The sequence below is a fragment of the Erythrobacter sp. CCH5-A1 genome, assembly GCF_001557115.1.
Classification (GTDB): domain Bacteria; phylum Pseudomonadota; class Alphaproteobacteria; order Sphingomonadales; family Sphingomonadaceae; genus Erythrobacter.
In genome coordinates this window covers 21,803-35,425 of the sequence record NZ_LSKQ01000272.1, presented here as the reverse complement: position 1 = coordinate 35,425, position 13,623 = coordinate 21,803, and the positions used below count along the sequence as shown (strand labels likewise).

Sequence of the window (13,623 nt, the reverse complement as noted above, 5' to 3'; positions counted from 1 at the left end):
GGCGGCGTAATGGTGGGAAAAGCGAGGGGCCATGTTCGAGCGTCTTGTCAGCTATCTGGACTCCGTGCGCGCCCGCGACCCCGCGCCGCGCTCGCGCTGGGAGATCCTGCTCTATCCCGGGGTCTGGGCGCTGGGCTTCCACCGCATCGCGAACTGGCTGTTCGAGGCGCGGATGTATTTCCTCGCGCGGTTCGTGAACCACTTCTCGCGGCTCCTGACCGCGATCGACATTCACCCGGGCGCGCGCATCGGCAAGAACTTCTTCATCGACCACGGCTTCGTAGTGATCGGCGAGACCTGCGAGATCGGCGACAACGTCACGATCTACCAATGCGTCACGCTGGGGGGCACCAACCCGACCAACGGCAAGGGCGGCAAGCGCCACCCGACTTTGCAGGACAATGTCATCATCGGCTCGGGCGCGCAGATCATCGGCCCGATCGTGGTGGGCGAGCGCGCTCGTGTCGGAGCAAACGCGGTGGTGACCGACGATGTGCCCGCCGGTGCGACGATGATCGGCCTCAAGGCCCGCTCGACGCTGGTCCCGGCCGAGGAGTGGATCAAGGAATTCATCCCCTACGGCACGCCCTGCGACGATCCGCCCTGCGACGACAAGGGCCGCCCGCGCGGCGATTGCGTCGAGAAGCTCGAAGCCGAGATGGCGGCGATGCGCGAGGAACTGGCGCTGCTGAAGGCGATGCTCGCCGAGCGCGAGGCTCCGGCTCCGTCGCCCGCGCCTGCGCGGCTACGCAAGAGCGGCACCAAGGACTGAGGGCGGGCATGGCCGCACCACAATCGCCGGGCGGGATGCCCGGACAGGTGGTTCCCTTTCCCGGCCGCAGCGCGGATCAGGTCGGCTTCGAGCGGCCCGAGCTGATGCGCATTCTCGATCTCTACGGCCGGATGGTCGCGGCCGGAGAATGGCGCGACTACGCGATGGACTTCACCCGCCACGCCGCCACCTTCGCCGCCTTCCGCCGCGCTGCCGAGCGCCCGCAGGCGAGGGTGGAGAAACGCCCGGCGCTGCGCGGCAAGCAGGGGATGTGGACGCTGTTCGGCGAACACGGGCAGGTGCTGAAGCGCGGGCATGATCTGGCGAATGTCCTCGCGCCGATGGAGCGGCGGCTGCTGAAGGCGGTCGAGGAGTAAGGGCGGCGAGGTGCGCCGTAGCTTTATGATCGGGAGTGGTTGGTTTTCTGCCTCCCGACCCGCACCGTCACCCCGTGCTTGACACGGGGCTTGGCTTTTCTTCCTCCGCGATCGCTGCGATACTCTGCCGATGGAGAGGGGTGGCTGGGTCTACATCATGGCGAACCGCTATCGCGGGGGCATGTATGTCGGAATGACAGCGGACGCTCTCGCCCGCGTGTATCAGCACCGCGATGGGACGGGGTCTCGCCATGTCAGGGACTTCGGGAAGACCCGCCTCGTTTACGTCGAACACCACGACACCATCGAGGGCGCCATCGCTCGCGAGAAGCTCGTCAAGAAGTGGCGGCGCGAATGGAAGTTTGCGCTGATCGAGGCGGCCAACCCCGATTGGGACGATCTGTGGGAACAATGGTTCGCAGCCGAGGCGGGGCAGAAGTAGCCAGGCCCCGTGTCAAGCACGGGGTGACGAAGAGGGGAACGACCGCTCCGGGGTCGTGTCCCGAATGTCGGCTTTTGGCGAACGACCGGCGATTGCCGCCGTTTTCCTACACGCCCGCAAGTCGCTACAATCCGCCCCGGTTCTTTCCCATCGTTGTGCCCGGCCTGCGAGGCCGTTGGATCGTCAGGGCGCGAAACAAGGCCCCGCTCCCCTGTCCGTCCGCTTCGCGAAAGCGGGCGCAGGCAATTGAACCGATTGAAATATTCGTGAACGTCCAAAGCGGACAGGGTGTCCGCTTTGTCCGCTTCAAAGCGAAGGCCCGCCCCCTTGCGGGGACGGGCCTCCTGAATTCCGGTAGCGGAAAGCCGGATCAGCCGCGCGCCGAGCTCGGCCCGGTGCCGGTGACCTTCTGCATCGCCTTCAGGATGTTGCCCGACTGCTCAGAGCCCGATTGCGGGGCGATGAGGTTGGTGAAGGAGTTGATCTCCTCCCAGCGCGCGGCGAAGCCTTCGAGGGTGCGCTCGCCTTCCGGCAGCCACACGGCGTCGTTCATCACGGTCCACGAGGAGTGGTAGCCGCCCGCACCCGCGCCGACGATGGCGTTGGTCGGCGCGTCCTCGGAGACGAGGAACAGCGCGGCCGGGACCACGTTCTCCGGCGCGAAGAGCTTGAAGGCTTCCTCGGGGAAGAGGTCTTCGGTCATGCGGGTGCCCGCGACCGGCGAGAGGGTGTTGACGCGCACGTTGTACTTCGCGCCTTCCAGCGCCAGCGTCTTGGTGAGGCCTGCAAGGCCGAGCTTGGCCGCGCCGTAGTTCGCTTGGCCGAAATTGCCGAACAGCCCGGTCGAGGAGGCGGTCATCAGGATGCGGCCATAGCCCTGCTCGCGCATCGTCTCCCACGCGGCCTTGGTGGCGAAGGCCGAGCCGGTGAGGTGGACCTTCACGACGAATTCGAAATCGGCGGGCTCCATCTTGGCAAAGGTCTTGTCGCGCAGCACGCCCGCATTGTTGATGAGGACATGGACGCCGCCCCACTTCTGCTTGGCGTCGGCGATCATCTTTTCCATCTGCTCGAATTCGGTGACCGAAGCGCCGTTGGCGATCGCCTCGCCGCCCATCGCCTCGATCTCGGCGACGACCTGCGCGGCGGCGTCCGAGGTGCCGGTGCCGTCACGCGAGCCGCCGAGGTCGTTGACGACGACCTTCGCGCCGCGGCGGGCGAGTTCGAGCGCATAGGCCTTGCCGAGCCCGCCGCCCGCACCGGTGACGATGGCGACCTTGTCCTTGAAGCTGATGGTCATGGGTGTTCTCCTGTCCAAATCTGCGGCGCGCTTTACGCCTGCGTAAAGTGATCTGCGGCGCGCTGCGTGGCACTTTCGCGCGCCCCTTGCAACTGCCGAACTGACAGCGCGCTGTGCCGTAGGGTCAGGCGGGTTTGCGAAGCGCCTCGAGCGCCGGAATCAGGCCCCCAAACGAATCGATCACCGCCGCCGCGCCCATTGCCTCCACCGGTGCGTCGCAATAGCCATAGGCTGCTGCCACGAAGGGCACGCCCGCTTCTTTCGCAGCGCGCGCGTCATAGGTGGAATCGCCGAGGAAGACGAAAGAGCCGCCGCCCAGCACTTCGCGCGCCTTCAAGACCGGCGCAGGGTGGGGCTTGGCGAGGAACTGGCCGTCGGGGCCCTTGCCCATCGAGTCCCCGCCGATGACAGTCTCGAAGGTGTCGATCAGGTCGAGTTGCGTCAGGACATTGCGGGCGAAGGCCTCGAACTTGTTGGTTACCACCGCCATGCGCACGCCCTGCGCGGCCAATGCCGCAAGCGTCTCGCGCACGCCGGGGTAGGGGACGGTGTGGACCGCGTTGTGGGCTTCGTAATAGCCGAGCATCGCCTTGTAGAGCCGCTTGAACTCGGCCTCGGGCAAGCCTCCCTGCGCCTCGACCGCGCGGGCGAGCATGATTTTCGCGCCCCCGCCGATCAGGTCCTTGGAGGTCTCGACCGACACCTCGGCAAAGCCGCCCAGCACCAGCGCATGGTTCACCGCTGCGCCAAGGTCGCGAAAAGTGTCGAGCAGGGTGCCGTCAAGGTCGAAGCCGATGGCGCTGAAGGGGATATCGGTCATGCGCGCGGCGGTGGCGCAAGCTACTTCAATCTGCAAGCATTTGCTGGCAAGCGCGCCTTTCCCTAAGGACATGCGCATGACCACGACGACGACCCACCCCTTCGCCGCCATCATCCTTGCCGCGGGCAAGGGCACCCGCATGAAGAGCGATCTGCACAAGGTGCTCCACACCATCGCGGGCAAGCCGATGCTGCTGCACCTGCTCGATAGCTTGGCCGAGGCCGATCTGGCGCGCACCGTGGTGGTCGCGGGCGACCGGCACGAGCAGCTGGCCAAGGCGCTGGCGGGGCGCGAGGTGACGGTGGCCTTGCAGGAGCCGCAGCTCGGCACGGCGCACGCGGCGCTTCAGGCCAAGGCGGCGCTCGCCGATTTCAGGGGCCTCGTGCTGGTGTGCTTCGGCGATTGCCCAATGGTGCAGGCAGACACCGTGCGTCGCCTGTTCGCCGCGCTCGAGGGCGGGGCCAAGGTCGCGGTGCTCGGCTTCCGCCCGGCCGACCCGCTCGCATATGGACGGATCATTGCGGACGCCGACGGCACCGTGCGCAAGATGGTCGAGTTCAAGGACGCTTCGCCGGAAGAGCGCGCGGTGGGCCTGTGCAACTCCGGGCTCATCGTGGCCCATTCGGACGACATGTGGCCGCTGCTCGAAGGCGTCGGCAACGACAACGCGCAAGGCGAGTATTACCTTCCCGACGTCGCCACCAATGCCATCGCGCACGGCGACCGGGTAGTTGTGATCGAGACCGATGCCGACGAGGTCGCCGGCATCAATAGCCGCGCCGAACTCGCCGCCGCCGAGGCCCGCTGGCAGGCGGCGCGGCGAGTGAGGGCGATGAACGAGGGCGCGACCCTGATCGCTCCCGAGACGGTGTTCTTCGCCCACGACACGGTGCTCGGTCGCGATGTCACCATCGAGCCCAATGTCTTCTTCGGCCCCGGCGTTCGCGTCGCCGATAACGTCCTGATCCGCGCCAACAGCCATATCGAGGGCGCTTCGCTGGCGAGCGGCGTCAAGGTCGGGCCCTTTGCCCGTCTGCGCCCCGGCGCGGTGCTCGAGGAGGACAGCTTCGTCGGCAATTTCGTCGAAGTGAAGAACGCCGTGCTCCACCAAGGCGCCAAGGCGAGCCATCTCACCTATCTCGGCGACGCGACCATCGGCGCGGGTGCCAATATCGGCGCGGGCACCATCACCTGCAATTACGACGGCTATTTCAAATACAGGACCGTGATCGGCGAGCGCGCCTTCATCGGCTCGAACTCGGCGCTGGTCGCGCCGGTCACCATCGGGGCGGATGCCATCGTCGCGGCAGGATCAACCGTCAGCCGCGATGTCGCGCCGGGAGAGCTGCGGATGGTGCGCGCCGAGCAACTGGTGAAGGACGGCTGGGCCGACCGCTTCCACGACACGATGAAGAAGAAGAAGGCGGCGGAGAAGAAGGGGTGAGCGAGGATCTGACCTGCTGGCTGTGCGGGCGCCCCATGGGCGACATCGTCCAGTGGCATCACCCGGTCCCCAAGGCCAAGAAGGGCAAGGTCAAGGTCCCGATCCACCCGATCTGCCACAAGACGATCCACGCCAATTTCACCAACAACGAATTGGCGCGCATCGGCGAGGATGCGGAAAAAATCCGCGAGAACGCCGCAATCGCCAAATTCGTCGCCTGGATCGCGAACAAGCCCGCCGATTTCGACGCGCCGACGCGCTAGGCCGACGAACGCCGGAACGTTGAAACGCTCTGTAACGTAGATAGGGCAGTACCCTCGCGAAGGAGAAAGCCCATGAAAACCGCCCGCTGGATCGCCGCAGGCGCCGGCCTTGCCGCCGTGGGTGCGGCGGCGGCCTATGCCCAGTATCGTCAGACCGAGCAGCCGGACTACACGCTGGTCCGCGCCGACGAAGACTTCGAACTGCGCGATTACCCCGCGCTGGTGGTCGCCGAGGTCAGCAATGCCGGCACCCGCGAAAGCGCCAGCGGGGCGAGCTTCCGGCGCCTTGCCGCCTATATCTTCGCGCAGGACCGGCCCGAGGGCGGCGAGAAGATCGCCATGACCGCGCCGGTGCTGCAGGATGAGACCCGGCCCGGCCAGTGGCGGATGCGCTTCGTGATGCCCGCGAAATACACCCTCGACACGCTCCCGCCCGCGCCGGACGACATCACGCTCACGCAAACGCCCGCGCGGCGGATGGCGGCGGTGCGCTTCTCGGGCAATGCCTCGGGCCGCGACCTTGCCCTTATGGAGGCGCGCCTGCGCGAATGGATGCGCGAGGCGCGCCTAATGCCAGCGGGCGAGGCCGAGTTCGCCTTCTACGATGCGCCGATGATCCCCGGCCCGCTGCGCCGCAACGAGGTGCTGATCCCGGTCGCGGAGCGCTAGGCGTCCTGCATCCCGGTGGTTTCGCCGCCGCCGGTGGCGAGGTAATCCGCCTCCCACTGGTCGAACTCGGCGCGGCTCAGCAGGTAGCGTTCGCGCGCCTCGTGGAAGCTGATCTGGCGCTCGCGGACCGCGCGCACGACTTCGTCCTTGCGGGCCTTGGACCAGTGGACGCGGTGGTGCTTGGGAAGCCGGTTGTAGCTCTTGATCGCATCGGCGATCGAGATGTTGGGATCATAGGCCATCGGTGATGCTCCTCATCATCAAGTCATCGCCCCCGATGGCCTGACTGTTGACGCGGGGCCCTAACCGGACCTTGTCGGACATGGTTACCAGTGCGTTGATGAAACGCTCCGTGCATTGCGCAAGCCGAACCGAGTTCGCGGTGTCGGAGATGCTTACAGGGAGCCGCGTTGCCCCGCGGGTTGACGCGAAAAGGGGCGGCGCCACCCGTGTGACGCCGCCCCTTTCACGTGATGCGAAGAGCCGCCTACTTGGCGGGCCGCCTACTTCCCTGACCTGTCGTCCATCAGGCGCTTCATCAGGTAGATGAATTGGAGCGCCTGGAGCTTGGCGCGCTGGTCGTTGTCGACCCCGCCCGAGTGGCCCCCGGTGGTGTCCTCGAAGTAGTAATAGGGCTGGCCCAGTGCCTTCAGCTTGGCCGCCGCCTTGCGCGCGTGCGCCGGGTGCGTGCGGTCGTCGGCGGTCGAGGCCCACAGGAACGGCTCAGGGTAGTTCACCCCCGCGACGATCTTCTGGTAGGGCGAATAGCCCTCGATCCAGGCGCGCTGCTCGGGGATGCGCGGATCGCCATATTCGCCGATCCACGATGCCCCGCGCCCTATCACGTGATAGCGCAGCATGTCGAACAGCGGGATCTGCACGATCGCTGCGCCGAGCAGGTCGGGACGCTGGGTGAAGAAGGTGCCGACCAGAAGGCCGCCCTGCGAGCCGCCCTGGATGCCGAGATGCTCCGGCTTGGTGAAGCCGCGCTTCACCAGATCCTCGCCCACCGCGATGAAATCATCCCAGGTGCGCTGCTTGTTCTCGCGGATCGCGGTCTGGTGCCATTGCGGCCCGAACTCCCCGCCGCCGCGCAGGTTGGCGAGCACATAGGCGCCGCCCTTTTCGACCCACAGCTTGCCGGTCGAACCGAGATAGGCGGGCAGGCGCGGCACCTGGAAACCGCCATAACCGGTCAGCAGCGTGGCGGTGGAGCCGTCCATCTTCATGCCCTTGGGCTTGACGATGAAATAGGGGATCTTGGTCCCGTCCTTGCTCACCGCCTCGTATTGCTCGACCGTGGAACCGGCGGGGTCGAAGTAGGAGGGCGATGTCTTGAGCACCGCAGGCGCGGCCTTCCCATCGGTGTAGTAGAGCGTCGTCGGCTCGAGGAAGCCACTGACGGTGTACATGATCTGGTCGGTATCGTCCGACGAGGCGGCGATGCCGATGGTGGCATTGTCGGGCAGGTCGACCTGCGTGCTCGCCCACTTGCCGCCCGCAAAGTTGAACTTCAGCACCTTGCCCACGACATTGTCGAGCAGCGCCACATAGAGCCCGCCTGCGGTGACGGTGCTGCCCTGCTTGGTCTGGCGATAGCCCGGAGCCCAGACGAGCGACTTCTTCGCGCCATTGGGGTTCTTCTTCCACTCCTCCAGATCGGCCGCGACGAGGCTGTCGGCGGGGAAGGTGGTGTCGCCCACGGTCCAGTCGACATCGGGCGAGAACAGCATGTGCCCGTCCACGATGCCGACCGGGTTGGCCTTGGCGGGAATGTCGAGCTGGAGCCACTTCCCGTCTTTCCAGACATACCACAGCCGCTCGTGGAAGCTGATGCCGCGATAGGCGATGCGGGCGTGGATCACATGCTTGTTGTCACGCAGCAGCGCCGCACCCGAGGAGACGTCCTTGGCATCGCCGCGGAAGATTTCCTTCGCGTCGGCGATCGGCGTCCCGCGCTTCCATTCGCGGGTGGTGAAGGGGTAGTTGCTCTCGGTCAGCGTGCCTTCGCCGAAGTCGCGGCCGACCAGAAGCGTGTTTTCGTCGACCCACTCGACCCCGCCCTGGCTCTTCTCGGCAAGGACGAAGCCGCCTTCGACGAACTGTTTGGTCCTGGTGTCGAACTCGCGCATGATCGTCGCGTCCTCGCCCCCGTCGGAGAGCGCGATCATGCAGCGGTTCAAGGCGGGCGGCAGGCAGGTCGAGCCCTGATACACCCACTCCTTGCCCTCGGCCTTGGCGAGCGCGTCGACGTCGAGGATGATTTCCCACTCCGGCGTTGCGGTGCGGTAGCTCTCGAGCGTGGTGCGGCGCAGGATCCCCTTGGGGTTCGTCTTGTCCTGCCAGAAGTTGTAGAGCCCGTCGGGGCGGAAGCTGACGAAGGGGATGCGATCATTGCTGTCGAAGATCGCCAGCGCCTCGGCCTTCAGCTGCGCGTAGCGCGGATCGGCCTCGAAGGCGGCCAGCGTGCGGGCGTTTTCCTTGGCGACCCAATCCAGCGCCTCGGGGCTGCGCGCCTCCTCGAGGAAGATGTAGGGATCCTGCTCGGGCCCGGGAATGCCGTCATCGGCAAGGGCAATGGTCGATGTGCTCATGGCAAGTGCCATGGCCAGCGATGATGCGAGTTTCAAGTCAAGTCTCTCCCTGTGACGGATGCTGCACCGGCCTGAAGGGCCGCGCGATGCATCAGAATTGCAGGGAGTTGGCGCGCATGCAAGCGCGCGCGTGGTCAGGGTTGCTTGCGCACCCAGGCATAGATTTCGCGGTGGTGGAGCTCTTCTTTCGCCAGCAGGCGATAATCGCGCGCGACCGCCGCATCGACCTGATCCTTCGCCGCGAAATTCTGCGGGGTCAGCGGCTTTTCGGCGGTGACGATCACTGGCGGGCGGCGCTCGAGGATTCGCCGCACCTCGTCCTCCTGCCGCATCTCCAGCGCGTTCATCTCGAGCGCGTTGTTGAGGTGATCGGGGTAGATCAGCTTGGTCGGCAGGCAGCTGTTGGCGAGGCCGTAAAGCGAGGTCGGCCCGTCGAAGACCAGCAGGCACTTGCCCGCCTTGGCGTCCACATGCGGGGCAATCGCCTCGGCGAGGCGGAAGGTCGCTGCGCGGTTCTGGTGGCTCACCCAGTACTGGTAGGGCACGATCAGCAGGAACACCGCGACGGGCAGCAGCGCGGCGCGGTTGATCCGGTCGCTGGGCTCGCGGTGGAACAGCGGCAGCGCGAGCAGCGCGGTCGCCGGGATCAGCGCGGCGAGGTAGTGGCGGTAGACCGTGGCGGGGAGGTAGGCCGTCGCCACCGCCGCGACCAGCCACAGGATCGCGAACACGTAGTGGCGCGGCAGCCCCTCGGGCCAGACGCGCTGCGCCGCGCGGAAGCCGAGCCAGCTCAGCGAGAGTTGCAGGCCGAGATAGGCGAGCATCAGCGGGTGGACGCGGCCCGTGCTCGCGGGCAGGCGGTCGAAGAAGGAGACGAAATTGGCAAAGACGTAAGCGTCCCAATGCCCCGCCGCCCAATAGCCCGCGCTGACAATCGCGGTCGGCAGGACGCCGAGCACGCCGAACACCGCAGCGAGCGCCGCGAGCCGCCGCAGCTTCATCCCGCGCTGCCATTGGCCCCACAGCGCCCACAACCCGAAGAACAGGCACAGCGGGATCACGGTATATTTGATTTGGAGCGCCAGCCCGCCGATTAGCATGGCGATGAGCGCACGGCCCACGGCGCGCGGGTGCTCGGTTTCGCGCACCAGCACTGCCATCGCGATCATCAGGGGGATGAAGAACACTTCCGAATTGCCCGAATGCGCATCGTTGATCGTGCACAGCACCACGTAGAGCGCGGCTCCCGCGGCCGCGGTCATCCGGTCGGCCTGCGCGCGGGCGAGGTGGAAGATCATCACCGCGCCCGCCAGCGTGAACAGCGCGCCCGCGAACTGATAGGCCTCAGAGCCCGGGCCGCCGATGGCATGGAACGCCGCGAACAGCGCGAACAGGCCCCAGGGCTTCCTGTCCCACAGATCGACGAAGGGCACCGCGCCATGCAGCATCTGGTTGCCGATCAGCGAATAGAGCTGCTCGTCGACGTCCGCATTGGGATCGCCGATCCACGCGCCCCGCACGAAGAAGGTGAGCAGTGCGAGCGCCAGCACAATGGCAAGGTCGCTGCGGGCCATCAGCGACGGGGCAGCGGCAGGGCGGATATCCGAAGACATGAACATGACCGCCGCCTTGCCACGGACATGGTTAATTTTCCGCGAGGGTCGCGGCAAATTCCGCTGGCGGTCAGCCGAGCGCCTTGGTGAGGTAGCGGACGGTCTTGCCGGGCGCGGGGCTTGCCGAGCCTGCCTCGACAAAACCCATTGCCGCGTGAAATGCGTCCGAACCCGGGTTGGGCGGCTGCGAATTGACCTCGCAGGCGACAAGATCATGCCCGACCGCGCGGGCGAGATCGAACAGCTGCGCGTAGAGCTTGCGGGCCAGCCCGAGGCCGCGCGCTGCCTCGTCGACCACGATCCGGTCGACATAGACGAACCGCGCGAAGCGGTCCCTGAACCACAGGAAATTGGGGCTGTCGTAATCGGCGCTCTGGTCGAAGGTGACGAGCAACGCCCTCGCATCCGGCACGTGGAGCGCCGCGAAGGCGCCGGCGACCATGTGCCCGAACCGCTCCGGCTCGAGCCACGAGGTTTCGACCGCACTGCGGTTGTTCAGCGCCAGCAGGCCCTCACGCAGGCCCGGGTCGCTATCGAGCGCCGCGCGGTCGAGCGTGAACCCGATCACGCCTCCCAATTACGCTTCAACGTGTTCGGCAAGGACCGTCAGGCCCTTCTCGTTCACCTCGGCAAAGCCGCCGCGCACCTGGATGATTTCAGGGGTAGTGCCCTCCTTGGCGAAGACCTGCACCGCGCCGTCGCGGATGGTGCTCATGAAGGGCGCGTGGCCCTCGAGCACGCCGAATTCGCCCTCGGTACCGGGGACGACCACCATGTGGACCTGTTCCGAACGAACGAGCTTGGCGGGGGTGACGAGTTCGAAGTGGAGGGGCATTGTCTCTTCCTGATAGCCCTCTCCCCTTCAGGGGAGAGGGTTGGGAGAGGGGAATAGCGCCGGGGCTCGCCCCCTCTCAACTCCGACTAGCGAGCAAGCTCGCAAGTCTGCGTATCTCTCCCCTGAAGGGGAGAGAGCAACAGATTACGCCTCTTCGGCCATCTTCTTGGCCTTCTCGACCGCCTGATCGATCCCGCCAACCATGTAGAAGGCCTGTTCGGGCAGGTGGTCATACTCGCCGTCGACCACCGCCTTGAAGCTCTTCACGGTGTCTTCGAGCTGGACGAAGACGCCCGAAATGCCGGTGAAGACTTCGGCGACGTGGAAGGGCTGCGAGAGGAACTTTTGGATTTTCCGCGCACGGGCCACGGTGAGCTTGTCCTCTTCCGAAAGCTCATCCATGCCCAGAATGGCGATGATGTCCTGCAGGCTCTTGTACTTCTGCAGGATCGCCTGGACACGGCGGGCGGTGTCGTAGTGCTCCTGGCCGACGACGCGCGGTTCGAGCACGCGGCTGGTCGAGTCGAGCGGGTCCACCGCCGGATAGATGCCGAGCTCCGAGATCGCGCGCGACAGGGTGGTGGTCGCGTCAAGGTGCGCGAAGGAGGTCGCGGGCGCAGGGTCGGTCAAGTCGTCCGCGGGGACGTAGATCGCCTGGACCGAGGTGATCGAGCCCTTGGTGGTCGAGGTGATGCGCTCTTGGAGCTTGCCCATGTCGGTCGCGAGCGTCGGCTGGTAGCCCACCGCCGAGGGGATGCGGCCGAGCAGCGCCGACACTTCCGAGCCCGCCTGGGTGAAGCGGAAGATGTTGTCGACGAAGAACAGCACGTCCTGGCCTTCGACGTCGCGGAAATATTCCGCCATCGTCAGGCCCGAGAGCGCGACGCGTGCGCGGGCGCCCGGGGGCTCGTTCATCTGGCCGAACACGAGCGCCACCTTGGAGCCTTCCGACGTCGCATTGCCCTCGGCATCCTTGGCGATGACGCCCGCGTCGAGGAATTCGTGGTAGAGGTCGTTCCCCTCGCGGGTGCGCTCACCCACGCCGGCGAACACCGACACGCCGCCGTGGCCCTTGGCGATGTTGTTGATGAGCTCCTGGATCAGCACGGTCTTGCCGACGCCCGCGCCGCCGAACAGGCCGATCTTGCCGCCCTTGGCGTAGGGCGCGAGGAGGTCGATCACCTTGATGCCGGTGACGAGGATCGCCGCCTCGGTCGACTGGTCGATGAAGGGCGGGGCCTCGGCATGGATCGGGGCGGTCTGCTCGGCGCCGATCGGGCCGCGCTCGTCGATCGCTTCGCCGACGACGTTCATGATGCGGCCGAGCACCTTGGGGCCGACCGGCACCGAGATCTGCGCGCCGGTGTTCACGACTTCGCTGCCGCGGGTCAGGCCCTCGGTCGCGTCCATCGCGATGGTGCGCACGGTGTTCTCGCCAAGGTGCTGGGCGACTTCGAGCACCAGCGTCTTGTCGCCATTCTTGGTTTCGAGCGCGGTGAGGATCGCGGGCAGTTCGCCTTCGAACTGCACGTCGACGACGGCGCCGATGACTTGGCTGATCGTGCCGTTGGTGGTCTGGTTGAGAGCGGCGGTGGCCATGTTTCGTTCCTAGCCTTCAATTAGAGCGCTTCTGCGCCCGCAATGATTTCGATGAGTTCGGTGGTGATCGCGGCCTGGCGGCTGCGGTTGTACTGGATGGTGAGCTTCTGGATCAGCTCGCCCGCGTTGCGCGTGGCGTTGTCCATCGCGGTCATCGAGGCGCCCTGTTCGCTCGCCTCGCGCTCGAGCAGCGCGCCGAACAGCTGGGTGCGTACGTAGCGCGGCAGCAGTTCTTCGAGGATTTCCTCTTCGCCCGGCTCGTAGTCGACGACCGATTCCGCTTCGACCGCATTGGCGGGGGCGGGGACGGGGATCAGCTGGGTGACGGTCGGATCCTGCGCCAGTGCCGACTTGAAGGTCGGGTAGATCAGGTGCGCGACATCGAAGGCGCCGCTATCGAACAGCGCGATCAGCTCGTTCGCGATGGCCTCGGCCTCGGTGAAGCCCGGGGTCTTGACCGTGCTGGTGTCGAAGCCGGCGCCGATCAGCGCGGGGAATTCGCGCTTCAGCGGCGCGCGGCCCTTCTTGCCGACGAGGTAGAATTCGACAGTCTTGCCCTCGGCCAGCAGCTCGCGCGCCTTGGCCTTGGCGGCCTTGACGAGGTTCGAGTTGAGACCACCGCACAGGCCCTTGTCGGTGTTGACCACCACGAGGAGGTGCTTCTGGTTCGCGCCCGTCCCGGCCAGCAGCTTCGGCGCGGCAGAGCCCGAGACCTTGCCCGCCAGCGAGGCCATCACCGCGCTGAGGCGCGTGGCATAGGGCCGCCCGGCCTCGGCCGCAGCCTGGGCACGGCGCAGCTTGGCCGCCGCGACCATCTGCTTGGCCTTGGTGATCTTCTGGGTCGACTTGACCGAGTTGATCCGGCCCTTGAGTTCCTTGAGTGAGGGCACGTCAG

General features: G+C 66.4%; 15 protein-coding genes. 6 read left to right on the top strand and 9 right to left on the bottom strand.

All coding sequences use genetic code 11. The features are described from left to right. The first annotated feature begins 31 nt into the window (after positions 1–31). From epsC to AX708_RS17260, 3 genes are all read left to right on the top strand, one after another. A complete protein-coding gene (gene epsC, locus AX708_RS17270) occupies positions 32–772 on the top strand; it encodes a serine O-acetyltransferase EpsC (protein WP_066528583.1) in 741 nt (246 codons plus the stop codon). Positions 773–780: 8 nt separating this feature from the next. Continuing rightward, positions 781–1,149, top strand: a complete 369-nt coding sequence (locus tag AX708_RS17265) for a DUF2794 domain-containing protein (RefSeq protein ID WP_066528581.1) — start codon at positions 781–783, stop codon at positions 1,147–1,149. Positions 1,150–1,279: 130 nt separating this feature from the next. Beyond that, positions 1,280–1,591, top strand: a complete 312-nt coding sequence (locus tag AX708_RS17260) for a GIY-YIG nuclease family protein (RefSeq protein WP_066528573.1) — start codon at positions 1,280–1,282, stop codon at positions 1,589–1,591. Between the two features lie 370 nt (positions 1,592–1,961). Here AX708_RS17260 and AX708_RS17255 read toward each other — a convergent pair whose 3' ends face one another. Beyond that, a complete protein-coding gene (locus AX708_RS17255; RefSeq protein ID WP_066528570.1) occupies positions 1,962–2,891 on the bottom strand; it encodes an SDR family NAD(P)-dependent oxidoreductase in 930 nt (309 codons plus the stop codon). Positions 2,892–3,015: 124 nt separating this feature from the next. Further along, positions 3,016–3,711: an HAD-IA family hydrolase gene (locus AX708_RS17250; RefSeq protein ID WP_066528561.1), complete on the bottom strand. Its 696-nt coding sequence runs from the start codon at positions 3,709–3,711 to the stop codon at positions 3,016–3,018. A gap of 70 nt (positions 3,712–3,781) precedes the next feature. Between AX708_RS17250 and glmU the strand changes: the two genes are divergently transcribed. From glmU to AX708_RS17235, 3 genes are all read left to right on the top strand, one after another. Next, positions 3,782–5,155 (top strand): bifunctional UDP-N-acetylglucosamine diphosphorylase/glucosamine-1-phosphate N-acetyltransferase GlmU, encoded by a 1,374-nt coding sequence (gene glmU, locus AX708_RS17245; RefSeq protein ID WP_082745527.1) that lies wholly within the window; start codon positions 3,782–3,784, stop codon positions 5,153–5,155. 35 nt (positions 5,156–5,190) lie between these two features. After that, entirely contained in the window at positions 5,191–5,418 is a 228-nt protein-coding gene (locus AX708_RS17240; RefSeq protein ID WP_066528626.1) for an HNH endonuclease, read from the top strand. Positions 5,419–5,490: 72 nt separating this feature from the next. Further along, entirely contained in the window at positions 5,491–6,087 is a 597-nt protein-coding gene (locus AX708_RS17235) for a heme-binding protein (protein ID WP_066528559.1), read from the top strand. On the opposite strand, the gene AX708_RS17230 is transcribed toward AX708_RS17235, so the two are convergent. The 7 genes from AX708_RS17230 to AX708_RS17195 form a co-directional block, all read right to left on the bottom strand. Beyond that, positions 6,084–6,329, bottom strand: a complete 246-nt coding sequence (locus AX708_RS17230) for a DUF1153 domain-containing protein (protein ID WP_066528556.1) — start codon at positions 6,327–6,329, stop codon at positions 6,084–6,086. The two genes, AX708_RS17235 and AX708_RS17230, sit on opposite strands and share 4 nt — an antisense overlap. Before the next feature lie 261 nt (positions 6,330–6,590). Then, positions 6,591–8,681 (bottom strand): prolyl oligopeptidase family protein, encoded by a 2,091-nt coding sequence (locus AX708_RS17220; RefSeq protein WP_066528554.1) that lies wholly within the window; start codon positions 8,679–8,681, stop codon positions 6,591–6,593. A gap of 134 nt (positions 8,682–8,815) precedes the next feature. Then, the gene (locus tag AX708_RS17215) at positions 8,816–10,300 is read right to left on the bottom strand and encodes a glycosyltransferase family 39 protein (RefSeq protein ID WP_066528552.1); all 1,485 of its coding nucleotides are present in this window, start codon (positions 10,298–10,300) and stop codon (positions 8,816–8,818) included. A 64-nt stretch (positions 10,301–10,364) separates the two neighbouring features. Beyond that, entirely contained in the window at positions 10,365–10,862 is a 498-nt protein-coding gene (locus tag AX708_RS17210; protein WP_066528623.1) for a GNAT family N-acetyltransferase, read from the bottom strand. 9 nt (positions 10,863–10,871) lie between these two features. Continuing rightward, entirely contained in the window at positions 10,872–11,129 is a 258-nt protein-coding gene (locus tag AX708_RS17205) for an ATP synthase F1 subunit epsilon (protein WP_066528551.1), read from the bottom strand. 144 nt (positions 11,130–11,273) lie between these two features. Further along, positions 11,274–12,728, bottom strand: a complete 1,455-nt coding sequence (atpD, locus tag AX708_RS17200) for a F0F1 ATP synthase subunit beta (RefSeq protein ID WP_066528549.1) — start codon at positions 12,726–12,728, stop codon at positions 11,274–11,276. Between the two features lie 20 nt (positions 12,729–12,748). After that, a complete protein-coding gene (locus AX708_RS17195) occupies positions 12,749–13,618 on the bottom strand; it encodes a F0F1 ATP synthase subunit gamma (RefSeq protein ID WP_066528546.1) in 870 nt (289 codons plus the stop codon). Positions 13,619–13,623 lie beyond the last annotated feature (5 nt).

Coding starts and splice junctions, on each gene's coding strand:
- epsC (WP_066528583.1), top strand. CDS start 32: ATGTTCGAGCGTCTTGTCAGCTATCTGGACTCCGTGCGCGCCCGCGAC.
- AX708_RS17265 (WP_066528581.1), top strand. CDS start 781: ATGGCCGCACCACAATCGCCGGGCGGGATGCCCGGACAGGTGGTTCCC.
- AX708_RS17260 (WP_066528573.1), top strand. CDS start 1,280: ATGGAGAGGGGTGGCTGGGTCTACATCATGGCGAACCGCTATCGCGGG.
- AX708_RS17255 (WP_066528570.1), bottom strand. CDS start 2,891: ATGACCATCAGCTTCAAGGACAAGGTCGCCATCGTCACCGGTGCGGGC.
- AX708_RS17250 (WP_066528561.1), bottom strand. CDS start 3,711: ATGACCGATATCCCCTTCAGCGCCATCGGCTTCGACCTTGACGGCACC.
- glmU (WP_082745527.1), top strand. CDS start 3,782: ATGCGCATGACCACGACGACGACCCACCCCTTCGCCGCCATCATCCTT.
- AX708_RS17240 (WP_066528626.1), top strand. CDS start 5,191: ATGGGCGACATCGTCCAGTGGCATCACCCGGTCCCCAAGGCCAAGAAG.
- AX708_RS17235 (WP_066528559.1), top strand. CDS start 5,491: ATGAAAACCGCCCGCTGGATCGCCGCAGGCGCCGGCCTTGCCGCCGTG.
- AX708_RS17230 (WP_066528556.1), bottom strand. CDS start 6,329: ATGGCCTATGATCCCAACATCTCGATCGCCGATGCGATCAAGAGCTAC.
- AX708_RS17220 (WP_066528554.1), bottom strand. CDS start 8,681: ATGAGCACATCGACCATTGCCCTTGCCGATGACGGCATTCCCGGGCCC.
- AX708_RS17215 (WP_066528552.1), bottom strand. CDS start 10,300: ATGTTCATGTCTTCGGATATCCGCCCTGCCGCTGCCCCGTCGCTGATG.
- AX708_RS17205 (WP_066528551.1), bottom strand. CDS start 11,129: ATGCCCCTCCACTTCGAACTCGTCACCCCCGCCAAGCTCGTTCGTTCG.
- atpD (WP_066528549.1), bottom strand. CDS start 12,728: ATGGCCACCGCCGCTCTCAACCAGACCACCAACGGCACGATCAGCCAA.